This is a genomic window from Actinomadura sp. RB99, from assembly GCF_014706005.1.
Taxonomy (GTDB): Bacteria; Actinomycetota; Actinomycetes; order Streptosporangiales; family Streptosporangiaceae; genus Spirillospora.
In genome coordinates this window covers 21,542-48,304 of the sequence record NZ_JABMCA010000071.1, presented here as the reverse complement: position 1 = coordinate 48,304, position 26,763 = coordinate 21,542, and the positions used below count along the sequence as shown (strand labels likewise).

Below are 26,763 nucleotides of genomic sequence, written 5' to 3'. Positions count from 1 at the left end.
CCGCCCGCGGCGGTTCCGCCGCCGGCGCCGCAGGCGGACCTGCCGCCGCCTCCGGTGCCGGTGCCCGAGCCGGTCCCGCCGGCGCCGCCCGCGCCGGTGCCGGAGTCGGCCCCGCAGATCGCCGAGGCGTACGGGATCCGGTTCCTGTGCGGCGCCGACGACATCGGCCGGGTGGTGACGGAGGTGCGGCGGCGCGGCAAGTGGGCGCGGCGGCTGCGCGGGCAGGAGGTGTCGAGCGCGTCGGCGCCGGCGCTGCTGCTGATCGGCGCGCCGTCCAGCGGCCAGCGGCGGCTGGCGCGGATGGTGGCGCGGGCGCTGGCGGAGGTGGAGGCCTCCAGCGGCGAGGTCCATTCCGTGCACGCCGAGGACCTGCGCGACGCGGGCCCCGACGGGCTGCGGGCGGCGCTGGAGGAGCACGCCGGGCACGTGCTGCTGCTGGACGGCCTGGACGGGCTGATCCTGGACGAGGCGCAGGGCGCGGCGTACGCGTCGGTGCTGTACCGGACGCGGCTGGAGGGCGTCAACGACACCGCGCTGCTGGGCACCTGCGAGCCGGACCGGGTCGGGGAGCTGTCGGCGGCGTCGCCGGAGCTGGTGACCGATCTGCGGGCGGTGCGGCTGCCGGACCTGGCCGACGGGCGGGCGCGGTCGGCGCTGATCGGGCTGCTGGCCGAGGAGCGGTCGCTGCGGCTGGGCTCGGACGCCTGGGCGGTGGTGGAGCGGGAGGCGGCCACGCTGCGCCCGCGCGGCCGGCTGACCGGCGCGCGGCTGGTGGAGGCGTACCTGGACCGGGCCGCGACGCGGCATCTGGGCAGCGCGGAGGCGACGCAGGCGATCGGCAGCGCGCTGACGCTGACGGCGGCGGACTTCGCGGGGCTGGCCGCCGAGCTGTCGGGCCGCTGACCCGCCCCGCCGGGGACACCCCTGGGGGGCCGGTGCCGGGGGCCGGTGTCGGCGGGATCGCCCGTGCCGTAAGGGTTACAGGCGTCTTCGGCGCCGCATAATGTCGGCGGCGGCGGTCACGATGGGTGTGTGGAGCATGCCGATCGCGTGGACCGGCTCCTGGCGCTCGTCGCGGAGCTGCGCGCCGCCTCGCCCGAGCCGCTGGAGCCGCGGGAGCTGGCGGCGCGGCTGGAGGTCAGCGAGCGGACGGTGCGCCGCGACCTGGAGCTGCTGACGCACGGCGGGCTCGAGGTCCGGCAGCTCGGCCGCCGCGGGTACGTGCTGGAGGGGCCGGCGGAGCCGGAGCCGCTGAGCGAGGTCGCGTCGCTGATGGGCCCGGTCCGCGACACCCTCGCCGAGGCGGTGCGGCGGCGCCGGATCGTGCGGCTCGCCTACACCGACCGGTCGGGCGCGCGCAGCTTCCGGGACGTGGAGGCGCACGGGCTGGTCACCGCCCCCTACGGGGAGTACCTGGTGGGGTGGTGCCTGAAGCGGGACGGGCCGCGGATGTTCCGGCTGGACCGGGTGGGCGCAGCGGTGCTGTCGGGGCGCGGCGCGGACGTGCGGGATCTGGACGGGCTGCTGGCGGCGCTGCGGGTGCCGATGCCGCGCCCGGCGGCGGAGGCGGGGCGGCGCGGTCCGGCGGGTGCGGCGCGGGCCCGGGCGTGGACCCTGGACCGGTTGGAGTTCGTGCGGGCGCGGCTGCGGGAGGCGGCCGCGGAGGTGCGCGGCGGCGGGGAGGGCGCGGCGGCGCTGCGGGGCGTGCTGGGGCATCTGGCGGAGTGGACGCGCTGGCAGCTGGCGGCGATCCGGGCGGCGGCGACCGGCGAGGACCCGGTGCTGGAGGGGCGGCGTCCGCCGTTCCCGGCCGCGTTCGACCGGGAGCTGCCCTACGAGGCGCGGGAGCGGATGATCCAGGACGCGATGGCGCCGCGGTCGCTGGGGGATCTGGTGCGGGACCTGAGCCAGGTGCTGGAGGCGGCGGCGCACTGGGCGGCCGACTGCGACGACGCGCTGTGGGAGGGCGAACTGCCCGATCCGCGCCCGTACGGGCCGCCGGGCCCGCCGCGTCCGCTGGCGGATCTGCTGGCGGGCTGGCGGGGGCCGCTGGCGCACGTCGAGTGGCATCTGGACCGGCTGACCGACGAGCCGCCTCGGCCGCCGTCCGGTGACGAGGAGGACGTCTGGGTGGTGGACCGCTGCCCGCTCCAGGCCTGACCCGCCGGACGGCGGCCGGGTGGCGGGGCGGCGGAGCCGGCTCCTAGGCGGGGGCGGGTCCGGCGCCGGCGGTGACGGGCGGGGTCGCCGCGGCGGCGGGCGTCCCTTCGGCGGGGTGCAGGTCGCGGGTGAACCAGACGGTCTTGCCGGTGGGGTGGGTGCGGGCGCCGAACCCGGTGGCGAGCGCGGTGACCAGCAGCAGCCCGCGGCCGGCCTCGGCCCAGTCGAGGACGGGGGGCGCGGGCGGCGCTCCGCCGGGCGCGGCGGGGTCGGCGTCGCCGACCTCGCCGGTGAGGCGGGCGCCGTCCAGGCGCAGGCCGAGGCGGACGGGGCCGGTGCCGTGCACGACCGCGTTGGTGACCAGTTCGTCGACCATGAGGACGATGTCGTCGACGTCGCCGGGGTCGGTGACGTGCCAGGCGTCCAGGGCCTGTGCGGTGAGGGCGCGTGCGCGCGCGGCGGTGCGCCGCTCGGCGGGCAGTTCCCAGGACGCGGCGCGCCGCTCCCCCGCCCCGATGCCCAGCCCGTTGCTCTGCCCGCTGGTTCGCCCGTTGGTGCGGCGGGCGGTGGTCCCGCCGGCGGCGGGGTCGATGATGTCGATGCTGCGTTCGCCTGCGGCGTCCGCACCGGTGCTTCCGGTGCCGGCGCCGTTCCCCTCGAGTTCCACGTCCCCGTCTCCTCACCGTACGGCGGTGTGCGCGGGCCGGTGGCGCCCGCCGGGTGTTCCCCGTCCCGGCGGCCGGTTCCGGCGTTCTCCGCGTCGGTTCATCTTCAGGGACGCATCGGGCGCGGGGGCGGTGCACGGGCGCAGGCAATCCTCACCCGCGGGTGAGGTGATGGTGGACACGCGGGCGGCCCCGGTGGAATGAGCAGGGTCCGGTTGCCGTTATGGTGGGTGGCGTCGGTGTGGCATGTGTCCCCCGGGCTCTACACAACGCCTTCGGGGAATACCGCCGGTCCGTACGGTCCGGGCTGGAACTCCGTTGTGCCTTTCGCCGTGAGGCGACCACCACACCGGCTCAAGCGCCGAGGCCCCGGCGAGATCTCTCTCGCCGGGGCCTCGGCGTTCGCCGTCTCGGGGCCGGTTCGTTCCGGGGGGACGGCGGTGGAGCCCGCGGGTGGTCAGGGGTGGGTGCGTGCGCGGCGGGCCTGCGTGCCGGGGGCGGGGTGCCCGGGCGGGGGGCGGCCGGGTCGGGTGGCGGGGCGGGTCACTGCAGAAGGGCGGTGGCGATCGCGGCTCCGACGGCCGCCAGGACGACGACGGCCGCGATCGCGGTCGCGGTGATCACGCGGGCGCGGCGGCCGCGGGGGGTGCCGAGCCGTGCGAGGCGGCCGGCCAGCCGCGGGTCGTCCTCGCTCAGGCGGACCTCGATCTGGGTGAGGATCCGCTGTTCCTCCATCGACAGCGCCATGCTCAATACCTCCGGGGGGCGGGCAGTGCTGTGTTCTTCCCCACGGAGCATGATCATTATCCTTCGGCGGCGGTAACCGTTGAGCCGCGTGCGGGCGCGCTCTCGTGGTGGAGGCGGTCCAGGGCGGTGACGTAGTAGGTGTAGGCGCGGCCGGGTTTCGCGGAGGGGTCGATGACGCCGCCGCCGCGGACGTCGGCGATCAGGCGCGCGTCGCCGAGGGGCGCGCATCCGGCGGTCCTGCCGTCGGCCCGGTACACCGCGTAGGACACCGCGTCCTGGGAGGGCCGCCACTGCACCTTGATGCCTTCGCCGTCGGGGACGGCGCGGGTGTCCTGGACGGGGGGCGGGGCGTGCCCGCCGCGTCCGGTGACGGCGGGCGGGATCGCGGGGCGGGAGTAGTGGTCGTCGCGCAGGCGGGCGGCGAACCCGCGGCGGTTGGCGGCGATGTCGGCGGCGCTGAAGAACACGTCGCCGCGGACCTGCGGGTACTTGCGGTTGAGGGTGAGGTGGCGCGACAGCTCGTCGGCCTTGCGCCAGGCGCCGGGTTCGCCGACGCGGTAGCCGGCCTGCCCGATGGTCAGCTGCACCTTGGTGCCCTTGACCTGGTCGGCCCACCAGGCGACGAGTTCGGCGTAGCCGGCGCGGGGGTCGCCGATGGGCCAGTACAGCTGGGGGGTGACGTAGTCCAGCCAGCCCTTCTTGATCCAGCCGCGGGTGTCGGCGTAGATGTCGTCGTAGCTCTGCAGGGCGCTGGTGGGCGAGCCGGCGGGGTCGCTGGACTTGTTGCGCCACACCCCGAAGGGGCTGATGCCGAACCGGACCCAGGGTTTGGCCTGGTGGATCTGCTGGGAGAGGGTCTGGACGAGGGTGTCGACGTTGCGGCGCCGCCAGTCGGCCTTGGACAGGCCCTTGCCGTAGGTCTTGTAGGCGGCGGCGTCGGGGAAGTCGCCGTCCTCGGGGTAGGGGTAGAAGTAATCGTCGAAGTGGACGGCGTCGACGTCGTACTTGTGGACGACGTCCAGGACGGCCTTGGTCGCCAGGTCGCGGACCTGGGGCAGGCCGGGGTCGTACCACAGGCCGCCGCCGTACTTGCGGACCCAGTCGGGGTGGCGGCGGGCGGGGCTGTTCGCGGCGAGCTTCTTCAGGTCGTCCTGGCGGCTGACGCGGTAGGGGTTGAACCAGGCGTGGAACTCCAGGTTCCGCGCGTGCGCCTCCCTGACCATGAAGTCCAGGACGTCGTAGCCGGGGCTCTTGCCCTGGGTTCCGGTGAGCCACTGGGACCACGGCTCGTACGGGGAGGGGTAGAAGGCGTCGGAGTCGGGGCGGATCTGCACGAACACCGCGTTCATGTTCATCGCCTTGGCGGTGTCGAGCAGGCGGGTGAACTGCTTCTTCTGGGTGGCGGCGGGCCGGCCGGGCTCGGTGGGCCAGTCGGTGTTGCCGACGGTGGCGATCCACATGCCGCGGACCTGGCGGGAGGGTCCGTCGCCGTCGGGGGCGGCGACCTTGGGGCATTCTGGCTTGGCGCCGGCGGTGACGGGCCCGGCGCGGTCGCCGTCGTCGCCGCCGCCGAAGGCGGGCACGCCGCAGCCCGCCGTGCTCGTCACCGCGCCGGCCGCCAGCACCGCCGCCGCCGCCCGGATCCGCGTCCCCGTTCGCCATGCCATAGCGAGCCATTGTTACGCATCCGTTGCGGTGGTACGGACGGAACGGCGATGTCCGTGTGATGCCTCACCCTCCCGCTGCGTCCCTTTCGCCACCGGGGCCCGCCTCGTTGCGATCTTCGAACACACGTTCCATACTGGCCGCCTGACCAATGTCGTTCACGTGTTCGAGAGGGGGCGGCTGTGCGCTGGGACCACCTGCGGCTTTCCGGTGACGGCGCGGACGGCGGCGCCGGGGACGGCATCGCGGCCGTGCCGCTGATCGAGCGGCGGGCGGTGGCGCGCACCTTCGACACGCCGGAGTTCCGCGGGATGACCTTCTACGAGGTCCACGCCCGGTCGGTGATCAACGCGGTGCCGAAGGCGTCCCGGATGCCGTTCCGCTGGACGATCAACCCCTACCGGGGCTGCACCCACGCGTGCGTGTACTGCTTCGCGCGCAAGACCCACGAGTACCTGGAGATGGACGCGGGCGCGGACTTCGACTCGCGGATCGTGGTGAAGGTGAACGCGGCCGAGCGGGTGCGGGCGGAGCTGGCGGCGCCGCGGTGGCGGGGCGAGCACGTCGCGATGGGCACCAACGTCGACTGCTACCAGCGCGCCGAGGGCCGCTACCGGCTGATGCCGGGGATCATCGCGGCGCTGCGGGACGCGGCGAACCCGTTCTCGATCCTCACCAAGGGGTCGCTGATCCTGCGGGACCTGCCGCTGCTGCAGGAGGCGGCCGAGCGCACCACGGTCGGCGCGGCGGTGTCGGTCGGGTCGGTGGACTCCGAGCTGTGGCGGCTGGTGGAGCCGGGCACCCCGTCGCCGCGCACGCGGCTGCAGGTGTGCGCGCGGCTGAACGAGGCCGGGATCGGCTGCTCGGTGCTGATGGGCCCGGTGATCCCCTACCTGTCGGACTCGCCGGCGCAACTGGAGGCGGCGGTGCGGCAGATCGCCGAGGCGGGCGCGACGTCGGTGTCGGCGATCACGCTGCATCTGCGTCCGGGCGCGCGTGAGTGGTTCACCGCGTGGCTGCGCGAGCACCATCCGGAGCTGATCGTCCCGTACGCGCGGCTGTACGGGTCGGGCGCGTACGCGCCTGAGGGGTACCAGCGGCGGATCGCGGCGCGGGTGCGGGAGCTGGCGGCCCGGTACAAGGTGGGCGCGGGGCGCCGCGGGCCGTCGGGTCACCGTCCCGTCCCCGCTCCCCCGCGGCCGGTCGCCGAGCAGCTGCCCCTGCTGTGACCCGCGCCCCCGCGCCCCCCGCGGCGGGTCAGAGGGCCAGGTCGCGGCGCAGGCGGTCGGCGCCGGTGAACAGGAACGCGCGCAGGCCGGCGGCGCGGGCGGCCTCGACGTTGGCGGGGCGGTCGTCGACGAAGGTCAGGTCGGCGGGCGCGGCGCCGAGGCGGTCGGCGACGTGCGCGTAGATCGCGGGGTCGGGTTTGGCGAGCCGCAGGTCGGCGCTGAAGAAGCGGTGCCGGAACAGCGCGGCGAACGGCGCGGCCTCGATGTGGCGGGCCATCTCCAGCGGCGCGTTGGACAGCAGCGCGAGGGGGACGCGGCGGGCGTCGAGGTCGCGCAGGATCTTCAGGGTGCCCTCGTCGAGGTGCGACCACATCTCCAGGTCGAGGCGGACCAGGACGTCCAGCAGGGCGGGGGTGGCGGCGCGGCCCAGGCGCCCGCACAGCTCGCCCCAGTAGCCGGCGGCGTCGACGGTGCCGAGGTCGTAGGCGGGGCGGCCGCTCCAGTAGGCGTCCCAGAACGCGGCGGGGTCGCCGCCGACGGTGCCGGCGATGCGGGCGGCGGCGTCCTCGGGCGGTGCGTGGCAGACGACCTCGCCGTAGTCGACGACGACCCATTCCATGACGGCTCCCTCTGCGTGTTCGTTGAACCCTGTTTCTAACACATATCACGTTACTTCGAACACATGGAGGGTTCGGGGGTGGTTTCGGGGGCCGTGTGCGGGCCGGTGAGGCGGTCGCCGAGGGGGCTGCGCCGGTACAGCATGTGGCGGCCGTCGCGGGCGCGGGCGACGAGCCCGGCGGCGTGCAGGATCTTCAGGTGCTGGGAGACGGCGCTGGGGGTGACCGACAGGCGGCGGGCGATCTCCACGGTCGGCAGGGGTTCGCCGAGCATGCCCAGCAGCCGGGCGCGCGGCGCGCCGAGCAGCGCCGCCAGCGCGTCACCGCCACCGCCGCCGTCCGCGCCGGTGGCGGGGGCGGTGTCGGCGGGTGCGGGGCGCCACAGGGTCGCGACGCCGCGGCTGGGATAGACGAGCAGGGGCGGTTCGTCTGGGCTGACGGGCGGGGCGGGCTTGTGCGCGAACACCGAGGGGACCAGCAGCAGGCCGCGTCCGGCGGCGTGCACGGTGTGCCGGCCGATCATCTTGTCGATGTGCAGGACGCCGTCGTCCCAGCGCAGGTTGGGGTGCATGCCGGCGAACAGGGCGCGGGCGCCGCCGGTGGCCAGGCGGCGGGCGCGGTAGGTCATGTCGGCCTCCAGCACGAGCCGCATCTGCGGCCAGTGCGGCCGGACGGCGATGTGCCAGTAGCGGCGCAGCTCGTCGCAGATCGCGTCGTTGAGGCGGGCGACGCGGGCGTCGTCGGCGGCGGCGTCGGCGAGGGCGGCGGGCGGTGGGCCGGGGGCGTGGACGGCGAGCAGGTCGCGGCGGACCCGGCCGGGCGGGGCGGCGCGGGCGGCGGCGAGCTGGTCGTCGAAGCGGGGGGCGAACGTCTCGGGCCGGGGGGTGAGGTGGTCGGGGATGGCGTGCCGGTCGCCGACCAGCGCCATCAGCAGCGTGGTGTCGACGCCGGTGAGGCGCCGCAGGGCGCCGCGCCGCCAGGGCAGCTGCAGCGCGTAGCGGCCGGGGTCGCGCAGGACCCGCAGGCTCTCCATGGTCTCGCCGAGCGGCGACAGCGCGAAGCGGGTGTCGGCGAGGTCCTCGACACCGAGCACGAAACGGATCATTAAGCGTCACGCTACATCGTTTCTGCCGGGCGGGGCCTCCGCGATCGACTCGTGGGCATGACGACGAGCGCAGCGAACACGGCGGGCACGAACGCGGCGGGCGGTGGCACGGGCGGCGCACCCGCCGCCGCCACGGCGGCGGCGGGTGCGGGCCGGGGTGTGATCGTGTTGCTGGCGGTGACGTGCGGGGTCGCGGTCGGGAACGTGTACTTCCCGCAGGCGGTGGCTCCGGCGGTCGCGGCGGGGCTGGGGGTGGGTGCGAGGACGGCGGCGGGGGTGGTGTCGGCGGCGCAGTTCGGGTACGCGGCGGGGATCTTCCTGCTGGTGCCGTTGGGCGACCGGGTGGCGCACCGGCGGTTGATCGTGGTGCTGCTGGCGGTGACGGCGGCGGCGCTGGCGGTGGCGGGCGCCGCGCCGGGGGCGGGGGTGCTGGTGGCGGCGAGCGCGGCGGCGGGGGCGGCGACGGTGGTCGCGCCGGTGGTGGGGCCGATGGCGGCGGGGCTGGTTCCGGCGTCGCGGCGGGGGTGGGTGAGCGGGGTGATGCTGAGCGGGTCGCTGGGCGGGATGCTGCTGTCGCGGTCGCTGGGCGGGCCGCTGGCGCAGTGGCTGGGGTGGCGGTCGCCGTATCTGGTGGCGGCGGCGCTGGCGCTGGTGCTCGCGGTGGTGCTGGCGCGCGGGCTGCCGGTGACGGTGCCGCCGTCGGGGCAGCGCTACGGGCGGTTGCTGCTGGAGCCGCTGGCGCTGTTGCGGGAGGAGCCGGAACTGCGGCGGTCGTGCTTCTACCAGGCGGCGGTGTTCGGTGCGTTCTCGGCGGTGTGGACGGGGGTGGCGCTGCTGCTGGCGGGTTCCCGGTACGGGTTGGGGGGGCCGGCGGTGGGGGCGCTGGCTCTGGTGAACGCGGCGACGATGGTGTGCACGCCGGTGGCGGGCCGGGCGGCGGACAGGCGGGGCGCGGACGCGGTGAGCCTGTGGGCGATGGCGGGGGTGGTGGTGTCGGCGGGGGTGCTGGCGGTGGGGTGCGTCGGCGGCGCGGTGGGGCTGGCGGGGCTGGCGGCGGGGTCGCTGCTGCTGGACGTGGCGATGCAGTCGGGGATGGTCGCCAATCAGGTCCGCAACTACGGGTTGCGGGCGGACGCGCGCAGCCGGGTGAACACCGCCTACATGACGTGCGGGTATCTGGGCGGGGCGGCGGGGTCGTGGCTGGCGGCCCGGGCGTACGGGGGGTTCGGGTGGGCGGGGGTGTGTGGGCTGGCGGGGGCGCTGGCGGCGGCGGCGCTGGTGCGGCATGGGGCGGCGATGCGCTCCGGTCCGCGCGCCGCCGCCCGGACCGCCGACACCGGCGCGGGAGCGGGTGGGTGAGGCGCGGGAGGCGGTGAGGGCCGGTGCTCGTGCGCGGGGTGGGGTGTGGGCGGGGTGGGGTGTGCGGGGTCAGGTGCGGTGGACGGCGAGGTCGGTGCGTCCGGGGGCCAGGTCGGGGCGCAGGACCAGGTCGTCGTCGTAGCCGCCGCCGCGTTCGGGCCGGTAGGGGATGGGGTCGGCGGTGGGCAGGGCGGTGAGGCGCCGGTCGAGGCGGGCGGCGGCGCGGGCGTGCTCGGCGGGTCCGGCGCGGTCGGCGCCGGTGATCACCAGGGGCGGCAGGACGTCCATGCCGCTGTAGAACAGGGTGCCGTGCAGGAGGGGGAACAGGATGTCCTCGGCGTCGCCGTGGACGCCGCGGGGGCCGAGGCCGGTGGCGCGGGCGCCGGCGGTGGTGACGACGAGGGCGCGGTGCCCGGTCAGGCCGCCGTCGCCGTAGCGGCGGGCCCGGCCGTCGTCGTCGTGGACGCCGAAGGCGTAGCCCTGGACGAACACGCGGTCGAACCAGCCTTTGAGGATGGCGGGCATCCCGTGCCACCACAGCGGGAACTGCAGGACGAGGGCGTCGGCCCAGTCGAGTTTGGCGTGTTCGGCGCGGATGTCGGGGGCGAGCGCGCCGGTGGCGCGGGCGCGCTCGGTGGCGGGTCCCAGGCGCAGGGGTTCGCTGGGGTCGTGGGCGACGTCGCCGGGTCCGGCGACGGGATTCCAGCGCATCGCGTAAAGGTCGGAGTGGCGGACGCGGTGGCCGTGGCGCCGCAGGGTGGCGGTGCCGTGGTCGCGCAGGGCGCCGTTGAGGGAGCGCGGTTCGGGGTGGGCGAACACCCACAGCACGTTCATCGGGAGTCCTCCTTGCGGGGTGCGGTCGGGTGGTCCGTTTCCGATGCTGCCGGGGCGGGTCGACCGTCACGAGTGGCCGGTCGGCCATCATGTGCAAGGATCGGGCCATGAGCGGGAGTGGAGGCGGCCGGCATCGGATGGTGGTGCTGGTGCGCGAGGGTGTGCTGCCGATGGAGCTGGGGATCGTGCATCAGCTGTTCGGGGGGGCGCGGTCGGCGGCCGGGGAGCCGCTGTACGAGGTGGTGTCGTGCGGGGTGGCGGCGGGGCCGGTGCGCACCGACGCCGATTTCCAGGTGCACGTGCCGTTCGGGCTGGAGGCGCTGGAGGGGGCGGGCACGGTGGTGGTGCCGGCGTCGCACGAGCTGGACGAGCGGTGCCCGGGGGCGGGGCCGGTGCCGGCGGCGCTGGTCGAGGCGCACCGGCGCGGCGCGCGGGTCGCCTCGATCTGCACGGGCGCGTTCGTGCTGGCGGCGGCGGGTCTGCTGGAGGGGCGGCGGGCGGCGACGCACTGGCTGTCGGCGGACCGGTTCAGCGCGATGTTCCCGCGGGTGGACCTGGATCCGGCGGTGCTGTACGCCGACGAGGGGGACGTGCTGACCTCGGCGGGCGAGGCGGCGGGGATCGACCTGTGCCTGCACGTGATCCGGCGGGACCACGGCGCGGCGGTCGCGGGGGACGTCGCGCGGCGGACGGTGGTGCCGCCGCACCGGGAGGGCGGGCAGGCGCAGTTCATCGCGCGTCCGGTGGCGGCGCCGCGGGAGGCGTCGACGGGTCCGGCGCGGGAGTGGGCGCTGGAGCGGCTGGCCGAGCCGCTGACGCTGGCGGAGCTGGCGGCGCAGGCGTCGATGAGCGTGCGGACGTTCACGCGGCGGTTCCGGCAGGAGGCGGGGGTGTCGCCGGCGGTGTGGCTGGCGCGGCAGCGGGTGGAGCGGGCGCGGCAGCTGCTGGAGGAGACCGATCTGCCGGTGGAGCGGGTGGCGGAGCGGTCGGGGTTGGGGACGGCGGCGTCGCTGCGGGCGCGTCTGCAGGCGGCGGTGGGGGTGTCGCCGTCGGCGTACCGGGCGACGTTCCGGGGTTCCGGCTCGGGTCCCGCCGCCGGCGCGGGGCCGGGTTCCGGGCCGGGTGCGGGCCGCCCGGCGGGCTGACCCCGCGGCCGGCGGGCTGGCTGCCGCGCCGCCCGCGCGCCCGCGGCGGCCGCAGGCGGCGGGCGGGGGTCAGGCGGGTTCGGTGTCGGTGAGCTCGGTGGGTTCGGCGATGACGTCGACCATGGCGCCGTTGCGCACGACGGTGATCGGCAGGGGCCGGCCGATGGCGTCGGCGAACATCAGCCGCTGCAGGGACTGGGCGTGCGACACCGGCTCCCCGCCGGCGGTGAGGACCAGGTCGCCGCGCCGCAGCCCGGCGCGGTCGGCGGGGCTGGCGGGGACGACCTCGGCGACCCGCAGCGCCTCGTCCTGCCCGGTGCGGGCGCGCAGCGCCGCGGGGACCGGGACGGGCGCGGCGACCAGGCCGAGGTAGGCGCGGCGGACGCGGCCGTCGCGCATCAGCGCGCCGATGATGCGGCGGGTGGTGGCGTTGATCGGGACGGCGAGGCCGAGCCCGGCGCCGGCGACGGCGGTGTTGATCCCGACGACGCGGCCGCGGGAGTCGGCGAGGGCGCCGCCGGAGTTGCCGGGGTTGAGGGCGGCGTCGGTCTGGATGACGTCCTCGATGACGCGGGGGGTGCCGCCGCTGCGGGCGGGCAGGGACCGGCCGAGCGCGGACACCACCCCGGCCGTGACGGACCCGGCGAGGCCGAGGGGGTTGCCGACGGCGACGACGAGCTGCCCGACGACGAGGCGGTCGCTGTCGCCGAGGGTGGCGGGGCCGGGGACGTCGCCGTCGGCGCGGACGACGGCGAGGTCGGACAGCGGGTCGGTGCCGACCACGGTGAAGTCGGCGGTGGAGCCGTCGGCGAAGGCGGCCTGCCCGCCGGCGGCGGCGCCGACGACGTGGGCGTTGGTGAGCAGGAACCCGTCGCCGGTGAACGCGACGGCGGATCCGGCTCCCTCGCCGCGGCGGTGGCGGACGCGCAGCGCGGCGACGCGGGGGGTGAGTTCGCGGGCGACGGCGGACACGGCGGCGGAGTAGGCGTCCAGGGCGTCCGCGGCGGGCCCGTCGTCATCGGGCGGGCGGGCGCTCTGGCGGGGTTCGGGGGACATCGCGACACCTCCAGATGATTACAACATTACCGCGCAACATCCGGAAGCGGCGGAGTGTTCCCCCCGGTGCCGGTCGGAGCCGGTCAGGGGGCCGCCGTTGCCGCGGACCTCGGAGCGCAGGACGCTGTAGAGCACCTCGTCGCGGTACCGGCCGTCGCGGAAGCCGTACCCGCGCATCACGCCCTCGCGGGTGAAACCGGCCTTCTCCAGGGCGCGCTGCTCGGCGATGTTGTCGACCTCGGTCTCGGCCTGCACGCGGTGCGCGGTGGTGTGCGCGAACAGGTACGCCACCAGCAGCCGCTGCGCGCGGGACCCGGCGCCGCGTCCCCGCGCCGCCGGCAGCAGCGAGATCCCGATGCTCCAGCACCACAGCGACCCGGCCATGGGGACGCGCCGGTAGGACACGATCCCGAGGACCTCCTCGGCGCGGGCGACGGCGAGGGTGCCGGTGTCCTCCCCCAGCATCCCGTCCTGCTCGTAGCGGCGCCGGAACCGGTGCGGGTCGCTCCACCCCTCCCACAGGAACGGCCCGGCGAGCTCGGGGTCGGTGCGCAGCCGCTCGATCACCGGCAGGTCCGCCTCGGCGACCGGCCGCAACTCCACATGATCGTTCATGGCCGTCACCGTAGGGCGGACCGCTCCCGCCGCGCGACCCGCCCGCCCCGGGCGGAGCCCGTCGTGCGTCAGGGTGCCGTCGGGTACGGGTCGCCGGCCGGTTCGTCGCGGGCTTGCTCGTCGCGGGCGGCGCCGGCGGGCTTGGTGTGCGAGAGCGCGGCGAGGAGGCGCAGTTTCTCGTCGCTGTCGCTGCCCTTGTCGGGGTAGTAGACGACGAGGATGACGTCGTCGATGGGGAGTTTGTCGCGGTGCAGGCGCAGGTCGCCCACGACGGGGTGGTGGACGGTGGTGGTGCCTCCGTCGAGAGCGCGGACGTCGTGGCGGGCCCACAGGGTGCGGAACCGCTGGCTAGACAGGGCGAGCTCTCCGACGAGCTCGACGAACCGGGGATCGTCGGTGTCGTCCCCGATGGTGGTGCGCAGGGCGGCGACGAAGTCGGCGGTGGCTCTGGCCCAGTCCTGGTGGAAGGCCCGTTCCTCGGGATCGAGGAGGAGGGAGCGGAGCCGGTTCTGGCCGGGCCGCAGGCGCGGGGACAGCGCGACGGCCATGGGGTTGGAGGCCAGGACGTCGAACGCGCGCCCTTCGACGAACGCGGGGACCTGCAGGTGGGCGAGCAGCTCGTGCACGCGCGCCGGGACGTGCTCGGGCCGCTTGCGGCGCGGCGCTCTGGGGCGCGCCGCCGTCAGGCCCAGCAGATACGTCCGCTCGACGTCGTCGAGCCGCAGGACACGCGCGAGCGCCTCCAGGACCTGGAGTGAGGGGTTGGTGTCACGGCCCCGTTCCAGGCGCAGGTAGTAGTCGGGACTGATCCCGGCGAGCAGGGCGACCTCCTCGCGGCGCAGGCCGGGCACGCGGCGGTTGCCCCCGGCGGGGAGTCCCGCCTGCGCGGGAGTGACCAGCTCGCGGCGGGCGCGCAGGTAGCTGCCGAGCCGGTTGCCGGAATCCTCGTCCTTCATGACTCCACCGTATGCGGTGGGCATGTCTCCAAAGGGGGCCCTGCCAGGACCAGGGAGAACGGGGGCCCTGCCGCACTCGGCGGATCCCGCCGAGACTGCGGTCACAGCGTCCTTTTCGAGAAGGACGGATTCGAGAAGGACGGACATCGCCGTCCGCGCCGGCGGGCCTGAACGCCGCCGGCGCCCTGGACTGGAAGGGAAGATCTCATGGACATCTCCAACCGCACCGTCTTCATCGTCGGCGGGACCTCGGGCATCGGGCGGGAGCTGGCCCGCCGGTTCGCCGCGGCGGGCAGCACCGTCGCCGTCGGCGGCCGCAGCGCGGAGGCGCTCTCCGACCTCGCCGAAGAGGGCTTCGGCACGTTCGCCGTCGACGTCACCGACGGTACGTCCGTCGCGTCCGCCCGTGACGCCGTCCTGGCCCGGTACCCGGACCTGGACACCGTGGTGACCATGTCGGGCGTCATGCTCCTGGAGGACCTGCGCGACCCCGCGCACTTCCCCGCGGCGGAGACGACGATCGACACCAACCTCGTCGGCACCATCCGGGTCATCGACGCCTTCACCCCCCACCTGGTCGGGCGGGGCGCCGGCACCTTCGTCACCGTCACCTCGGGCATCGCGTTCCTGCCGTTCCCGCCCATGCCCACCTACGCCGCCTCCAAGGCCGCGGTGCACGCCTACTCCGAGGCGCTGCGCGCGCAACTCGACGGCACCGGCGTCGAGGTCGTCGAGCTCGTCCCCCCGGCCGTCGCCACGGCGGGCCAGGAGACGGTGAACCCGCACGCGCTGCCGCTCGATGACTTCGCCACCGAGGTCATGGACCTGCTCTCGGCGGACCCCACCCCCGACGAGATCCTCGTCAAGGGCGTCCTCATGCACCGCTGGGCCGAGCGCGACGGCACCTACGCCGATCTCGTCGCACAGCGCTCCCAGGCCCTGAGCATGCTCCCCGGCCGCCAAGGCTGATACCCCGGCCGGGGGGCGGCTCCCGGGAACAGGCGCCGGGCAGGGGGTCAGCGCAGGGTGGACAGGCCCCCGTCGACGTGCACGACCTGCCCGGTGACGTAGGCGGCGCGCTGCGACAGCAGGAACACCACGACGTCGGCGACCTCCCACGCGGTGCCCTGCCGGTGCATCGGGATCAGCGCGGCGACGCGGTCGCGGCCGGCGTTGCCGCCGGAGGCGTCGCGTCCCATGACCGTGTCGATCAGGCCGGGCGCGACCACGTTGGCGCGCACGCCGCGCCCGGCGCCCTCGGCGGCGATGTGCCGGACCAGCCCGGTGAGCCCGGCCTTGGACGCGTCGTAGGACGGGGACCGCGACCCGGGCTTGGTGCCGGCCAGCGACCCGATGAACACCATCGCGGCACCGGCGTCCAGGGCGGGCAGCGCCGCCTTGCCGACCAGGAACGGGGCGCGCAGGTTCACCTGCATGACGCGGTCCCAGTCGGCCAGGCCGGTGCCCGCCATCCCGTAGCCGATGCCGATCCCGGGGTTGAACACCACCCCGTCCAGGCCGCCGAGCTTCTCCGCCGCCCGGGTGACCACACGGTCGCAGGACTCGGGGTCGGTGACGTCGGCGATCACGACGTGCGCGCGGCCGCCCTCGGCGGCGATCATCCCGGCGGTCGCGCCCGCGGCGTCCTCGTCGACGTCGGCGCAGGCGACCTGCGCGCCCTCGCGGGCGGCGGTGACGGCGATGGCGCGGCCGTTGCCGACGGGCGCCTCGGGGTCGTCGCTGGGCCGGGTCCCGGCGCCGACGACCAGGATGCGGCGGCCGGGCAGCAGCGGCCCGCCGGGGACCGCGGGCGGGACGGAGGGACGCGCGGGCTGCGCGGGGGGACGCGCGGAGGGGTCGGGCATGCCCGGCACCGTAGCCGACCCGCCCGTCCCCCGCCCAGACCCCGGCGGCGGCACGGCGCCCCCGGCGCTCGGGCCCGGCGGAGCGCCTCGGGTGGCTAGGGTCGGGGCCATGGACGTGATCGGGGAAGGCCGGGCGGAACCGGTCGTCGTGGAGCGCGCCGCGGGCGTCGGCGGGGAGCTGGTGCTGCGCCGGGCGGGCGCCGACTACGAGATCATCAGCAACGGGATGTTCCTGATGGACACCCGCAACGGCGAGTCCGAGCGGCTGCTGGTCCGCGCCGCCGTCGACGCCGCCCTCGACCGGGACGGCTCCGGGGCCCACGGGCCAGGCGGGCAGCCGGACGGACAGCCGGGCGGGGAGCCGCTGCGGGTGCTGATCGGCGGGCTCGGCGTCGGGTTCTCCCTGGCCGAGGCGCTGGCGCATCCGGCCGTCGGGCACGTCACGGTGGTGGAGCGGGAACCGGCGGTGGTCGGCTGGCACGCCGGGCCGCTGCGGCCGTGGTCGCGCGGCGGCCTCGACGACCCCCGCGTCGCGCTCGTGCGCGCCGACCTCCTCGACGTCGTCGCCGCCGACCCGGCAGACGGTGTCGCCGGGGTCGCCGGTGTCGACGGGGCGGGGTTCGACGCGGTGTGCCTGGACATCGACAACGGCCCCGACTGGACGGTCACGCCCGGCAACGCCCGCCTGTACGGGCCGGACGGGCTGGACCTGCTCGCCGGGCGGCTCAGCCCGCGCGGGGTGCTGGCGGTGTGGAGCGCGGGCGCCGCGCCCGGCTTCCAGGACCTGCTCGCGACCCGGTTCGCGCGCGTGGAGGCGCTGCCGGTGCCGGTCCCGCGCGGCGAGCCGGACATGGTGTACCTGGCCCGCCGCCCGCGCCCGTAGGCGGCGGACAAACCCGGGGCGGCCGTTTCTGTCGACCGCGCGCTCGGTTCCGGATGACCCGTTCGCTAGGTTTCGGCTGACAACACCTTTAATGGGAGGTTCAGTGGCCACTGCTCACGCCGCCCGGCGGGGTCCCGCCGTCCTCGGCGACCTGCTGCCCGGTTCCCTGGCCCGCGACGCCGCGCTCGTCGCGGGCGCGGCCGCGTTCGTCGGCGTCGCCGCCCAGATCGCGGTACCGCTGCCCGGCACCCCCGTGCCCGTGACCGGGCAGACCTTCGCGGTGCTGCTGGCCGGCGCCGCGCTCGGCTTCGGCCGCGCCGGACTCGGCATGATCGTCTACCTGCTGGCCGGGATGGCGGGCGTCCCCTGGTTCACCGACGGCGCCTCCGGCGCCGGCTTCCCGACGTTCGGCTACGTCCTCGGCTTCGTCGTCGCCGCCGCCGTGGTCGGCCGCCTCGCCGAGCGCGGCGGCGACCGCACCCCGCTGCGGACCGTCGCGACGATGTTGACCGGCACCGCCATCATGTACGCGGCGGGCGTCCCGTACCTGATGGCGTCCCTGCACGTCGGACTCGGCAAGGCGCTGCACCTGGGCGTGACGCCGTTCCTGGCGGGCGACGCGCTGAAGGTCGCGCTCGCCGCGGCGCTGCTGCCGGCGGCATGGAAGCTGACGGGCCGCCTCACCGGCCGCGCCTCCTGACGCACCGCCTCACCCGCCCCCGTGCCGTGGAGCCTCACGGCACGGGGGCGGACGCGCAGGAACCGCCCGCCGGGAAGCCGCCGCAGAGGCGCAGAGGGGTGCCGAGGGGACGCGCGGGCGCGATGCATGGGTGCGGGCGGAGCGGGCATGTGCAGGTCGTGAGCGCCCGCCGCGATGTGGCGCACACCTCACCGGACGCCGCCGCCCCGCCTGTTTGAACAGGTTCAATTCTGCCGTACAGTGGCTTGCGTGAAGCTCGCCGTGACAGCACCGGACCGCCTCGTCGTCCGCACCGCCCCGGTCGCCGACCCCGGCGACCTCGTCTCGAGACTTCCGCACCCCTCCGCCCTGGCCTGGATCCGCCACGGCGAAGGCATCGTCGGCTGGGGCGAAGCCGCCCGCATCACCCTGCCCGGCGGCGAGGACCGCTTCACCACCGCGGCCGCCCTCCTGCGCGAACTGTTCGGCGCCGCCGACATCGACGACCCCGTCGCCCTGCCCGGCACCGGCCCGGTCGCCTTCGGCGGATTCGCCTTCGACCCCAAATCCCCCGACTCGGTCCTCATCGTCCCGCGCCGCGTCCTCGGCCGCCGCGACGGCCAAGCCTGGCTCACCACCATCGGCGACGACGCCGACCCCCTCTCCCTCGTCCACGAACCCCAGGCCCCCACCGGCCTCACCTGGGGCGACGGAGCCATGCCCGCGCACGCCTGGGGCGACGCCGTCGCCACCGCCGTCCAGCGCATCCGCGGCGGCGCCCTCGGCAAGGTCGTCCTCGCCCGCGACCTCACCGTCCACGCCGACGCCCCCATCGACGCCCGCGTCCTGCTGCGCCGCCTCGCCGACCGGTTCCCCGGCTGCTACACCTTCTCCTGCGCCGGCCTCGTCGGCGCCACCCCCGAACTGCTCATCCGCCGCACCGGCGGCGACATCGAATCCCTCGTCCTCGCCGGCACCACCGCCCGCGGCGACACCCCCGACGACGACCGCGACCGCGCCGCCCGCCTCTTCGCCTCCGCCAAGGACCGCGAAGAGCACCGCTACGCCGCCGACATGGTCCGCGACGCCCTCGACCCCCTGTGCGCCCGCCTGCACGTCCCCGCCGAACCCGAACTGCTCACCCTCCCCAACCTCCACCACCTCGCCTCCCCCCTGCGCGGCCGCCTCGCCGCCGACCGCTCCGTCCTCGACGTCGTCGCCGCGCTCCACCCCACCCCCGCCGTCTGCGGCACCCCCACCGACATCGCCATGGACCTCATCCGCGAACTCGAGGGCATGGACCGCGGCCGCTACGCCGGCCCCGTCGGCTGGGTCGACGCCCGCGGCGACGGCGAATGGGGCATCGCCCTGCGCTGCGCCCAACTCGACGGCACCCGCGCCCGCCTGTTCGCCGGCTGCGGCATCGTCGCCGACTCCGACCCCGCCGCCGAACTCGCCGAAGCCCGCACCAAGTTCCGCGCCATGCAGTACGCCCTGCAGGGCTGACCCGCCCCACCGGCACCCCGCCCGCCACGCCACACTGGTCACGTGCGCGCGTCCCGCCTGCTGTCCCTGCTCCTGCTGCTGCAGACCCGCGGCCGCATGACCGCCCGCGACCTCGCCGACGAACTCGAGGTCTCGGTCCGCACCGTCTACCGCGACGTCGAATCACTGTCCGCCGCCGGCGTCCCCGTCTACGCCGACCGCGGCCCCGACGGCGGCTACCGCCTCCTGGAGGGCTACCGCACCCGCCTCACCGGACTCACCACCGGCGAAGCCGAATCCCTCTTCCTGTCCGGCATGCCCGGCCCCGCCTCCCAGCTCGGCCTCGGCGACGTCGTCGCCGCCGCCGAACTCAAACTCATGGCGGCCCTCCCACCCGACCTGCGCTCCCGCGCCGCACGCATCCGCGAACGCTTCCACCTCGACGCCCCCGGCTGGTTCCGCGCCCCCGACGACGTCCCCCACCTGCAGCCCGTCGCCGACGCCGTCTGGAACCAGCAGCGCATCCGCGTCCTGTACCGCCGCTGGGCCCGCCCCCAGCAGGTCGAACGCGTCCTCGAACCGATCGGCGTCGTCCTCAAGGCCGGCACCTGGTACCTCATCGCCCGCACCCACCACCCCGACGCCCAACCGACCGACACCGAACAGCCGGACGCCCAACCGACCGACACCGCACCGGCGCACGCGGCGCCGCCGCGCACCTACCGCGTCTCCAAGATCCTCACCCTCCAGCCGCTCCCCCAGCGCTTCGAACGCCCACCCGGCTTCGACCTCGCCGCCTATTGGGACGCCTACGCCGCCCGCTTCGAAGCCGACTCCTACCGCGACCAGGCCACCGTCCGCCTCAACCCCAACGGCCTCCAACGCGCCGCACTCCTCATGCCACCCGTCATGGCACGCGCCGTCCACGACAACGCCGGCCCACCCGACCCCACCGGCTGGACCACCGTCACCCTCCCCGTCGAATCACTCCGCCACGCCCACGTCGAATTCCTCAAACTCGGCGCCGACATCGAAGTACTCGACCCACCGCCACTGCGCGCCATGATGGCCGACACCGCCCGCGCCCTCGCCGACCGCTACCTGCACTGACCCCCACACAGCCTCACCCGTACAGCCTCACCGCGCCGCAGGCTGGCACCCCGGACACCAGAACAGATTCCGCGCCGCCAGCTCCGCCGACGCCACCACCGACCCGCACACCAGGCACGGCGCCCCCGCCCGCCGGTACACGTACACCTCACCACCATGATCGTCCACTCGCGGCGGACGCCCCATCGCCTCCGGCATGTGCTCCGGACGCACCGTGTCGATCCGCCCCGACCGCACCCCCTCCGCCATCAGCACCACCAGATCCGCCCAGATCGCCGACCACTGCCCCTCCGACAGCGCCCGCCCCGGCAGCATCGGATCGATCCCCTGCCGGAACAGCACCTCCGCCCGGTAGATGTTCCCCGGCCCCGCCACCACCGACTGATCCATCAGCAGCGCCGCGATGCTCGTCCGGCTCCGCGAGATCCGCGCCCACGCCCGCCCCGGATCCGCGTCCGCCCGCAACGGATCCGGCCCCAGCCGATCCACCAGCAGCTTCACCTCACCCCACTCCAGCAGCTCGCACGCGTTCGGACCGCGCAGATCCGCGTGCCCGCCCGCACCCGACAACCGCAACCGCACCGCCCCCTGCGGCTCCGGCACCGGCAACCCGCCGAACCGCCACGTCCCATAGATCCCCAGATGGACGTGCAGAACGCGGTCGTCGTCGAACTCCAGCAGCAGATGCTTGCCGTACGCCTCGGCGGCGCTCAGCACGCGACCGTCGATCTCGGCCGCACCCGCCGCGAACCGGCCCTGCGGGCTCTCGGCGGCGACGGGACGGCCGCCGAACACCCGACGGTGCTCGGCGGCCAGACGATGGAGGGTATGTCCTTCGGGCATGACGCCCGCAATCCTACGACCGCAGCGGCGCCCCCACCTCCCGCATGTGCGACAGCGCCTGCCGGTACGACTCCACCAGCCCCGTCTCGGTGAACGGCAGCCCCACCGCCGCGCAATGCGCCCGCACCAGCGGCTGCACCCGCCGCAGACTGCACCGCGGAATCCCCGGGAACAGATGGTGCTCGATCTGGTAGTTCAGGCCACCCATCAGCCAGTCCACCACCACACCGCCCCGCACGTTCCGCGACGTCAGCACCTGCCTGCGCAGATGCCCCCACCGCTCACCCGGCTCCGGCATCGCCATCCCCTTGTGGTTCGGCGCGAACACCGCCCCCAGATGCACCCCGAACAGCGCATGGTGCAGCACCATCAGCACGACCGCCTTCCCCGGCGACAGCAGCGTGAACGCCAGCGACAGGTACCCCACCGCGTGCAACGCCAGCAGCCCGCCCTCGACCAGCCGCTCCCGCCGCGACCTCCCCCGCAGGTACAGCACGCTGCCCACCTTCAGGTTCAGCCCCTCCAGCGTCAGCAACGGGAAGAACAACCCCGCCTGATGCCGCGCCACCCACCGCAGCAGCCCCCGCTGCCGCGCCGCCTGCCCCTCCGTCCACGCCAGGACCCCCTCCCCCACGTCCGGGTCCTTGCCGACATGGTTCGGATTGGCGTGATGCCGGTTGTGCTTGTCGCTCCACCACCCCTGCCCCATCCCCAGCAGCAGGTTCCCCAGCACCAGCCCCAGCAGCCGGTTCGCCCGCGCCGACCGCGCGATCTGCCGATGCCCCGCGTCATGCCCCAGGAACGCCGTCCGCGCCGACAGCACCGCCAGCGGAATCCCCAGCAGCACCGCCCACCAGCTCGCCCCCGCCCACGCGACCGCCGCCCACACCGCCGCCGTCGCCGCGAGATTCAGCCCGATCGCCCGCGCGTAGTATCCGGGACGCCGGTCCAGCAGCCCGCTCGCGCGGACCTGCCGCGCCAGCGGAGCGAAATCACTGCCGGCCGCCCGGGCGGGCGGGGCGTCGAGGGTCGCGGTCATCGGGGCCTCCATCGGATCGTCGGTGCGCTGACTGACCCGAAGCTACGGAGACGATCATCAAACGGTCGCCACGCTGCGGAGCCAACCCCGCCCTGGCTCCCAGGTCCCGGTACCCCCCATCCGCCGTCGCCCCCGCGGACCACCCGGACGAGCCCGCGACCACCCCCGACGCCGACCCTGCATCGAAGACGGAACATCCCGTCCATATAGGGTCAGAAGTCATGAGCGAACCGACGCGGTGGATCGACCTGGACGGTGCCGTCAACGCCCGAGACCTCGGCGGTCTCCCCACGGCCGACGGAGGCACCACCCGGCGCGGCCGCGTCCTGCGCTCGGACAACCTCCAGGACCTCACCGTCACCGACGTCCGGATCCTCCTCGACGAGTACCACCTCAAGAACGTCATCGACCTGCGCAGCGACGCCGAGGTCCGCCTCGAAGGCCCCGGCCCCCTCGCCCGCGTCCCCTCCGTCACCCTGCACCACCTGTCGCTGTTCCCCGAGGGCGGCCGCCGCACCGACGTCACCGCCGACACCCCCGACCGCGCCGACGTCGACAAGGCGCTCCCCTGGCAGGACCGCGACGCCGGAGGCACCGAGCTCGACCGCTCCACCGGCCACTACCTCGGCTACCTGCGCGACCGCGGCGACAACATCGCCGCCGCCCTGCGCGTCATGACCCGCACCGACGGCTCCGCCCTCGTCCACTGCGCCGCCGGAAAGGACCGCACCGGCGTCGTCTGCGCCCTCGCCCTGGACCTCGCCGGCGTCACCCGCGAAGCGATCGTCGCCGACTACGCCATGACCGGCGACCGCATCGACGCCGTCCTCGGACGCCTGCGCAACAGCGACACCTACGCCGCCGACCTGGACTCCCGTCCCGCCGACACCCACGTCCCCCACGCCGCCATCATGGAAAAGCTCCTCGCCCGCATCGACGAGGAGTTCGGCGGCACCGAGGGCTGGCTCGCCGGCCACGGCTGGACCGGCGAGGACACCGACGCCCTCCGCGACCGCCTCCTCGGCTGACCGGCCCCACCGCACGCACCACCGCATAACCCCGCGCCGCCGCGACCGCCTCGCGAGCGGCGCGGCGCACGTGTACGGCCGCACCTCACGGGTAGCGCCGGGAACACCCGACACCAACCCGGAGGCAACGCCGATGAAACTGCGCTCACCGCACATCGCCGCCCTGCGCGCCCTTGCCGACCCCACCGTCCGGCCCCGCGACGTCCGCCGCGCCCTCGGCGTCGAGACCGCCACCCGGCGCTGGCTCATCGGCGGCGTGCTGCCGCTCTGGCTCGGCGCCGGCCTCGCCGACTGGCACCGGCACCGCAGGACGCACATCGAGACCACCGCCGGCGCCCGCGAGTCCATGATCCACTCGCTGATGATGGCCGAGGCCGGCGTCCCCGTCACCCTGGGCCTGTTCTGCGAGGTCAACCCCGGCGTGCTGGCCACCTGCGCCGGGGCCCTCGCCGTCCACGGCGCCACCGCGTACTGGGACGTCAGCTATGCCGAGGAGCGCCGCCGCGTCACCCCGCTGGAGCAGCACATCCACAGCCTGCTGGAGGTCGTCCCGCTGATGGCCACCGGCTTCCTGACCGTCCTGTACTGGGACCAGGCGCGCGCCCTCGTCGGCCAGGACGGCCGTCCCGACTTCCGCCTCCGGCTGAAACGCCGTGACCCGCTGTCCCGCCGGACCCGGATCGCGCTGCTGGCCGCGATGGGCGTCTTCGGTGCCCTCCCCTATGCCGAGGAAATGGTCCGCTGCCTGCGCGCCCGCCCCACCCTCGAACCGCAGCCGACCACCACGCCGGCACCGACCCCCACTCTGTCCATCCCTGCGGACCCGGAGCACGCCACCGCCGAATGACCTGCGAAGGCTCTTCTTTTTCGGTGAGGGGTTCTTGGTTTTCGGGTGCGGAGGAGGTGCAACCCGCCCGGCGCCTTTACATTGTAAAATGAGGGTTGAAACATCGAGACGAGGGGCCGACGCACGCCGGCCCCTCGTCTCGGGTGTCTCTCAACCGAACAGCTCCCGGACGGCAGCGTGCGCCGCCTTGCGCATCTCCGCGTGCAGCACCGCGTTCGCTTCCCGGTCGGTGCGGGCCTCCACGATGCGCAGCCCCTCCCCCGCCATCGCCTTCGGCACGTCCGCCGCCGCCTCCAGCCGCCGGTACGGGACGCCGTGCGCCGCCGCCACCGCCTCCAGGTCCACCTGGTGCGGCGTGCCGAAGACCCGCTCGAACGGACCCGCCAGCGCCGCCTGCGGCAGCAGCGAGAAGATGCCGCCGCCCTGGTTGTTCACCACCACGATCGCCAGGTCCGGACGGCGGTCGTGCGGCCCGATGACCAGGCCGTTCTGGTCGTGCAGGAACGCCAGGTCCCCCAGCAGCGCGTACGAGCGGCCGCTGTGCGCCAGCGCCGCCCCGATCGCCGTCGAGACCAGCCCGTCGATCCCGCTGGCCCCCCGGCTCGCCATGATCCGGATGCCGCGCCGCGGGCGCATCACCTGGTCCAGGTCGCGGATCGGCATGCTCGCCGCCGTGAACAGCAGCGACCCGCCCGGCATCGCCGCCACCAGGTCCCGCGCCAGCCGCGGCTCGCTCACCTCCGGGACGCCGTCCAGCACCGCGTCCACCGCCGCCGCGGCGACCAGGTCCGCCGACCGCCACGACTTCAGCCACGCGTCGTCGCCCGACACCACCGGGATCTCGATCTCCGGCGCCACCTGCGTCGCCGACCGCACCGGGTCCGGCCAGTGCGCGAGGTCCGGGGCCAGCACGATGTGCTCCTCGGCCCGCCGCAGCAGCGACAGCAGCGGCCGCGACAGCCCCGGCTTGCCCAGCGTCACCACCACCTCGGGACGGTGCCGCTCCACGAACTCCGGGATCCCCAGCAGGAAATGGTGCGAGGTCAGCGCGTGGTCGCCGTACCGGGCGTTCCCGTTCGGCTCCGACAGCACCGGCCACCCCGCCATCGACGCCGCCGCCACGTACCGCTTGACGTTGACCGCGCCGTCGCCGACCACCAGCACGCCGCGCCGCGTCGGCGGGACGTGCAGCACCGACCCGGGCGTCGCCGCCCGCACCTTCGTCCACGCCCCGGTCGCGTCGCCGTCCAGCGGCTCGCACCACGACTCGTCCCCATCCGGGATCAGCGGCTCGCGGAACGCCGCGTTCAGATGCACCGGACCCGGCACCGGCGCCTGCGCCAGCCCCCACGCCCGGCTCACCAGCGACCGCCAGTACGCCACCATCCCCGGACGGTTCTCCGGCACGCCGACCTCGGTGCTCCACCGCGCCGCCGTCCCGTACAGCTTCACCTGGTCGATCGTCTGGTTCGCGCCGGTGTCGCGCAGCTCCGGCGGACGGTCCGCGGTGAGCACGATCAGCGGCACGCCCGACTCGTGCGCCTCCACCACCGCCGGATGGAAGTTCGCCGCCGCCGTCCCCGACGTGCACACCAGCGCCACCGGACGCCCCGACCGCTTCGCCAGCCCCAGCCCGAGGAACGACGCCGACCGCTCGTCGATCCGCACGTGCAGCCGGACCCGGCCGGCCTCCTCGGCGGCGTGCAGCGCCAGCGCCAGCGGCGCCGACCGCGACCCCGGCGCCAGCACCGCGTCGGTCATCCCGCACCGCAGCAGCTCGTCGACCAGGACCGTCGCCAGCGCGGTCGCCGGGTTCACCGGCCCACCTCGACCAGCGGCGGGCCCGGCAGGAACGCCTGCGCGTCCGCCGCGCGGCGCCGCCAGGCGTCCTCCAGATCCGGCGGCGCCGCGAACCGCCGCAGCGCCTCCTCGTCCACCACCGGCCGCCGCACCTCGATCTCCCCGCCGCGCTCCCCCAGCGGATCCCGCACGACGTCGCCGTCCATCAGCGACAGCGTCCCGAGCCCGCACGCGTACGGCAGCTCCGGCAGCGCGGCGGCCAGCGCCACGCCCGCCGCCAGCCCCACCGACGTCTCCACCGCGCTCGACACCACCACCGGCAGCCCGCACGCCTCCGCGACCTCCAGGGCCGCCCGCACCCCGCCGAGCGGCTGCACCTTCAGCACCGCCACGTCCGCGGCCCCCGCCGCCCGGACCTTCAGCGGGTCCTCGGCGCGGCGGATCGACTCGTCCGCCGCGATCGGCACGTCCACCATCCGCCGCACCCGCGCCAGCTCGTCCAGCGTCGCGCACGGCTGCTCGGCGTACTCCAGCTCCCACCGGTCCAGCGACCGGATCATCCGCGCCGCGTGGTCGACGTCCCAGCCGCCGTTCACGTCGATGCGCACCCGGCCGTCCGGCCCGATCGCGTCGCGGACGGCCTCGACCCGCGCGAAGTCGTCGGCGTCGTCCTGGCCGCGCTCGGCGACCTTCACCTTCGCGGTCCGGCAGCCGGACGCCTTCGTCATCTCGAACGCCCGGTCGGGGCCGACCGCCGGGATCGTCACGTTCACCGGGATCCGGTCGCGGACCGGAGCGGGCCAGCCCTCGTGCGCGGCCTCCCGCGCGGCCGCCAGCCAGCGGGCGCACTCGGCCGGCCCGTAGTCGGCGAACGGCGAGAACTCCCCCCACCCGGCGGGGCCCTGGAACAGCACGCCCTCCCGCCGCGTCACACCGCGGAACCGCGTCCGCATCGGGATGGCGAAGACCCGCACCCGCTGACCCCCTGACCTGCCTACCGAATCACGCTATTCCGGACCACGTCGTGAGCC

At 75.5% G+C, this 26,763-nt stretch carries 26 protein-coding genes; 12 read left to right on the top strand and 14 right to left on the bottom strand.

Going from position 1 to position 26,763, the window contains the following annotated elements; translation table 11 throughout:
* Positions 1 to 903: hypothetical protein (locus amrb99_RS40015; protein ID WP_190866375.1), on the top strand; the 903-nt coding region annotated here is incomplete at its 5' end.
* A gap of 129 nt (positions 904 to 1,032) precedes the next feature.
* Positions 1,033 to 2,160: a WYL domain-containing protein gene (locus amrb99_RS52805; RefSeq protein WP_190866373.1), complete on the top strand. Its 1,128-nt coding sequence runs from the start codon at positions 1,033 to 1,035 to the stop codon at positions 2,158 to 2,160.
* Positions 2,161 to 2,203: 43 nt separating this feature from the next.
* On the opposite strand, the gene amrb99_RS51885 is transcribed toward amrb99_RS52805, so the two are convergent.
* The 3 genes from amrb99_RS51885 to amrb99_RS39995 all read right to left on the bottom strand — a co-directional run bounded on the left by amrb99_RS51885 (position 2,204) and on the right by amrb99_RS39995 (position 5,239).
* Positions 2,204 to 2,827 (bottom strand): ATP-binding protein, encoded by a 624-nt coding sequence (locus tag amrb99_RS51885; protein ID WP_190866371.1) that lies wholly within the window; start codon positions 2,825 to 2,827, stop codon positions 2,204 to 2,206.
* A 541-nt stretch (positions 2,828 to 3,368) separates the two neighbouring features.
* On the bottom strand, positions 3,369 to 3,572 hold the full coding sequence (locus amrb99_RS40000; RefSeq protein ID WP_190866369.1) for a DUF3040 domain-containing protein: 204 nt from the start codon (positions 3,570 to 3,572) through the stop codon (positions 3,369 to 3,371).
* Between the two features lie 56 nt (positions 3,573 to 3,628).
* On the bottom strand, positions 3,629 to 5,239 hold the full coding sequence (locus amrb99_RS39995) for a family 10 glycosylhydrolase (protein WP_190866367.1): 1,611 nt from the start codon (positions 5,237 to 5,239) through the stop codon (positions 3,629 to 3,631).
* A 180-nt stretch (positions 5,240 to 5,419) separates the two neighbouring features.
* Between amrb99_RS39995 and amrb99_RS39990 the strand changes: the two genes are divergently transcribed.
* Complete coding sequence (locus amrb99_RS39990; protein WP_190866365.1) at positions 5,420 to 6,466, top strand: Rv2578c family radical SAM protein; 1,047 nt, start codon at positions 5,420 to 5,422, stop codon at positions 6,464 to 6,466.
* 28 nt (positions 6,467 to 6,494) lie between these two features.
* Here amrb99_RS39990 and amrb99_RS39985 read toward each other — a convergent pair whose 3' ends face one another.
* Together amrb99_RS39985 and amrb99_RS52800 are read right to left on the bottom strand one after the other, a co-directional pair.
* On the bottom strand, positions 6,495 to 7,085 hold the full coding sequence (locus amrb99_RS39985) for an HAD family phosphatase (protein ID WP_190866363.1): 591 nt from the start codon (positions 7,083 to 7,085) through the stop codon (positions 6,495 to 6,497).
* A 50-nt stretch (positions 7,086 to 7,135) separates the two neighbouring features.
* Positions 7,136 to 8,188, bottom strand: a complete 1,053-nt coding sequence (locus amrb99_RS52800; protein WP_190866361.1) for a helix-turn-helix domain-containing protein — start codon at positions 8,186 to 8,188, stop codon at positions 7,136 to 7,138.
* A 57-nt stretch (positions 8,189 to 8,245) separates the two neighbouring features.
* On the opposite strand from amrb99_RS52800, the gene amrb99_RS39975 reads away from it, so the two are divergent.
* A complete protein-coding gene (locus amrb99_RS39975) occupies positions 8,246 to 9,547 on the top strand; it encodes an MFS transporter (RefSeq protein ID WP_190866359.1) in 1,302 nt (433 codons plus the stop codon).
* A 69-nt stretch (positions 9,548 to 9,616) separates the two neighbouring features.
* Here the strand turns inward: amrb99_RS39975 and amrb99_RS39970 are convergent, their stop codons facing one another.
* On the bottom strand, positions 9,617 to 10,381 hold the full coding sequence (locus tag amrb99_RS39970; RefSeq protein ID WP_190866357.1) for an NAD(P)H-dependent oxidoreductase: 765 nt from the start codon (positions 10,379 to 10,381) through the stop codon (positions 9,617 to 9,619).
* Positions 10,382 to 10,488: 107 nt separating this feature from the next.
* On the opposite strand from amrb99_RS39970, the gene amrb99_RS39965 reads away from it, so the two are divergent.
* Positions 10,489 to 11,526, top strand: coding sequence for a helix-turn-helix domain-containing protein (locus amrb99_RS39965; RefSeq protein ID WP_241756371.1), 1,038 nt, complete (start codon positions 10,489 to 10,491; stop codon positions 11,524 to 11,526).
* 69 nt (positions 11,527 to 11,595) lie between these two features.
* Here the strand turns inward: amrb99_RS39965 and amrb99_RS39960 are convergent, their stop codons facing one another.
* The 3 genes from amrb99_RS39960 to amrb99_RS39950 all read right to left on the bottom strand — a co-directional run bounded on the left by amrb99_RS39960 (position 11,596) and on the right by amrb99_RS39950 (position 14,153).
* Positions 11,596 to 12,582, bottom strand: coding sequence for a trypsin-like peptidase domain-containing protein (locus amrb99_RS39960; RefSeq protein ID WP_190866346.1), 987 nt, complete (start codon positions 12,580 to 12,582; stop codon positions 11,596 to 11,598).
* 18 nt (positions 12,583 to 12,600) lie between these two features.
* Positions 12,601 to 13,197, bottom strand: coding sequence for a GNAT family protein (locus tag amrb99_RS39955; RefSeq protein WP_190866344.1), 597 nt, complete (start codon positions 13,195 to 13,197; stop codon positions 12,601 to 12,603).
* A 68-nt stretch (positions 13,198 to 13,265) separates the two neighbouring features.
* Positions 13,266 to 14,153: a helix-turn-helix transcriptional regulator gene (locus amrb99_RS39950; protein ID WP_190866342.1), complete on the bottom strand. Its 888-nt coding sequence runs from the start codon at positions 14,151 to 14,153 to the stop codon at positions 13,266 to 13,268.
* 207 nt (positions 14,154 to 14,360) lie between these two features.
* Between amrb99_RS39950 and amrb99_RS39945 the strand changes: the two genes are divergently transcribed.
* A complete protein-coding gene (locus amrb99_RS39945) occupies positions 14,361 to 15,122 on the top strand; it encodes an SDR family NAD(P)-dependent oxidoreductase (protein WP_190866340.1) in 762 nt (253 codons plus the stop codon).
* Between the two features lie 47 nt (positions 15,123 to 15,169).
* Here amrb99_RS39945 and amrb99_RS39940 read toward each other — a convergent pair whose 3' ends face one another.
* Positions 15,170 to 16,018: an SDR family oxidoreductase gene (locus tag amrb99_RS39940; protein WP_190866338.1), complete on the bottom strand. Its 849-nt coding sequence runs from the start codon at positions 16,016 to 16,018 to the stop codon at positions 15,170 to 15,172.
* A gap of 109 nt (positions 16,019 to 16,127) precedes the next feature.
* Here amrb99_RS39940 and amrb99_RS39935 point away from each other — a divergent pair, with 109 nt between their 5' ends.
* From amrb99_RS39935 to amrb99_RS39920, 4 genes are all read left to right on the top strand, one after another.
* A complete protein-coding gene (locus tag amrb99_RS39935; RefSeq protein WP_190866336.1) occupies positions 16,128 to 16,901 on the top strand; it encodes a spermidine synthase in 774 nt (257 codons plus the stop codon).
* Positions 16,902 to 17,004: 103 nt separating this feature from the next.
* The gene (locus tag amrb99_RS39930) at positions 17,005 to 17,601 is read left to right on the top strand and encodes a biotin transporter BioY (protein ID WP_347257053.1); all 597 of its coding nucleotides are present in this window, start codon (positions 17,005 to 17,007) and stop codon (positions 17,599 to 17,601) included.
* Positions 17,602 to 17,850: 249 nt separating this feature from the next.
* Entirely contained in the window at positions 17,851 to 19,086 is a 1,236-nt protein-coding gene (locus amrb99_RS39925; protein ID WP_347257052.1) for an isochorismate synthase, read from the top strand.
* 42 nt (positions 19,087 to 19,128) lie between these two features.
* A complete protein-coding gene (locus amrb99_RS39920) occupies positions 19,129 to 20,175 on the top strand; it encodes a WYL domain-containing protein (RefSeq protein WP_190866330.1) in 1,047 nt (348 codons plus the stop codon).
* A 27-nt stretch (positions 20,176 to 20,202) separates the two neighbouring features.
* On the opposite strand, the gene amrb99_RS39915 is transcribed toward amrb99_RS39920, so the two are convergent.
* Together amrb99_RS39915 and amrb99_RS39910 are read right to left on the bottom strand one after the other, a co-directional pair.
* Complete coding sequence (locus amrb99_RS39915) at positions 20,203 to 21,018, bottom strand: Fpg/Nei family DNA glycosylase (protein ID WP_190866328.1); 816 nt, start codon at positions 21,016 to 21,018, stop codon at positions 20,203 to 20,205.
* 13 nt (positions 21,019 to 21,031) lie between these two features.
* Complete coding sequence (locus amrb99_RS39910) at positions 21,032 to 22,057, bottom strand: acyl-CoA desaturase (RefSeq protein ID WP_241756370.1); 1,026 nt, start codon at positions 22,055 to 22,057, stop codon at positions 21,032 to 21,034.
* A gap of 221 nt (positions 22,058 to 22,278) precedes the next feature.
* Between amrb99_RS39910 and amrb99_RS39905 the strand changes: the two genes are divergently transcribed.
* Both amrb99_RS39905 and amrb99_RS39900 read left to right on the top strand, forming a co-directional pair.
* The gene (locus amrb99_RS39905; protein WP_190866323.1) at positions 22,279 to 23,085 is read left to right on the top strand and encodes a tyrosine-protein phosphatase; all 807 of its coding nucleotides are present in this window, start codon (positions 22,279 to 22,281) and stop codon (positions 23,083 to 23,085) included.
* Between the two features lie 133 nt (positions 23,086 to 23,218).
* Positions 23,219 to 23,932, top strand: a complete 714-nt coding sequence (locus tag amrb99_RS39900) for a diguanylate cyclase (RefSeq protein ID WP_190866321.1) — start codon at positions 23,219 to 23,221, stop codon at positions 23,930 to 23,932.
* A 150-nt stretch (positions 23,933 to 24,082) separates the two neighbouring features.
* Here amrb99_RS39900 and menD read toward each other — a convergent pair whose 3' ends face one another.
* Together menD and amrb99_RS39890 are read right to left on the bottom strand one after the other, a co-directional pair.
* A complete protein-coding gene (gene menD, locus amrb99_RS39895; RefSeq protein ID WP_190866318.1) occupies positions 24,083 to 25,750 on the bottom strand; it encodes a 2-succinyl-5-enolpyruvyl-6-hydroxy-3-cyclohexene-1-carboxylic-acid synthase in 1,668 nt (555 codons plus the stop codon).
* Positions 25,747 to 26,706, bottom strand: coding sequence for an o-succinylbenzoate synthase (locus tag amrb99_RS39890; RefSeq protein WP_190866316.1), 960 nt, complete (start codon positions 26,704 to 26,706; stop codon positions 25,747 to 25,749). Before amrb99_RS39890 ends, menD begins: the two co-directional genes overlap by 4 nt.
* Positions 26,707 to 26,763 lie beyond the last annotated feature (57 nt).

Coding starts and splice junctions, on each gene's coding strand:
- amrb99_RS39965 (WP_241756371.1), top strand. CDS start 10,489: ATGAGCGGGAGTGGAGGCGGCCGGCATCGGATGGTGGTGCTGGTGCGC.
- amrb99_RS39950 (WP_190866342.1), bottom strand. CDS start 14,153: ATGAAGGACGAGGATTCCGGCAACCGGCTCGGCAGCTACCTGCGCGCC.
- amrb99_RS39975 (WP_190866359.1), top strand. CDS start 8,246: ATGACGACGAGCGCAGCGAACACGGCGGGCACGAACGCGGCGGGCGGT.
- amrb99_RS39945 (WP_190866340.1), top strand. CDS start 14,361: ATGGACATCTCCAACCGCACCGTCTTCATCGTCGGCGGGACCTCGGGC.
- amrb99_RS52800 (WP_190866361.1), bottom strand. CDS start 8,188: ATGATCCGTTTCGTGCTCGGTGTCGAGGACCTCGCCGACACCCGCTTC.
- amrb99_RS39955 (WP_190866344.1), bottom strand. CDS start 13,197: ATGAACGATCATGTGGAGTTGCGGCCGGTCGCCGAGGCGGACCTGCCG.
- amrb99_RS39935 (WP_190866336.1), top strand. CDS start 16,128: ATGGACGTGATCGGGGAAGGCCGGGCGGAACCGGTCGTCGTGGAGCGC.
- amrb99_RS39900 (WP_190866321.1), top strand. CDS start 23,219: ATGAAACTGCGCTCACCGCACATCGCCGCCCTGCGCGCCCTTGCCGAC.
- amrb99_RS39995 (WP_190866367.1), bottom strand. CDS start 5,239: ATGGCATGGCGAACGGGGACGCGGATCCGGGCGGCGGCGGCGGTGCTG.
- amrb99_RS39905 (WP_190866323.1), top strand. CDS start 22,279: ATGAGCGAACCGACGCGGTGGATCGACCTGGACGGTGCCGTCAACGCC.
- amrb99_RS39910 (WP_241756370.1), bottom strand. CDS start 22,057: ATGACCGCGACCCTCGACGCCCCGCCCGCCCGGGCGGCCGGCAGTGAT.
- amrb99_RS39915 (WP_190866328.1), bottom strand. CDS start 21,018: ATGCCCGAAGGACATACCCTCCATCGTCTGGCCGCCGAGCACCGTCGG.
- amrb99_RS39960 (WP_190866346.1), bottom strand. CDS start 12,582: ATGTCCCCCGAACCCCGCCAGAGCGCCCGCCCGCCCGATGACGACGGG.
- amrb99_RS40000 (WP_190866369.1), bottom strand. CDS start 3,572: ATGGCGCTGTCGATGGAGGAACAGCGGATCCTCACCCAGATCGAGGTC.
- amrb99_RS39970 (WP_190866357.1), bottom strand. CDS start 10,381: ATGAACGTGCTGTGGGTGTTCGCCCACCCCGAACCGCGCTCCCTCAAC.
- amrb99_RS39985 (WP_190866363.1), bottom strand. CDS start 7,085: ATGGAATGGGTCGTCGTCGACTACGGCGAGGTCGTCTGCCACGCACCG.
- amrb99_RS39940 (WP_190866338.1), bottom strand. CDS start 16,018: ATGCCCGACCCCTCCGCGCGTCCCCCCGCGCAGCCCGCGCGTCCCTCC.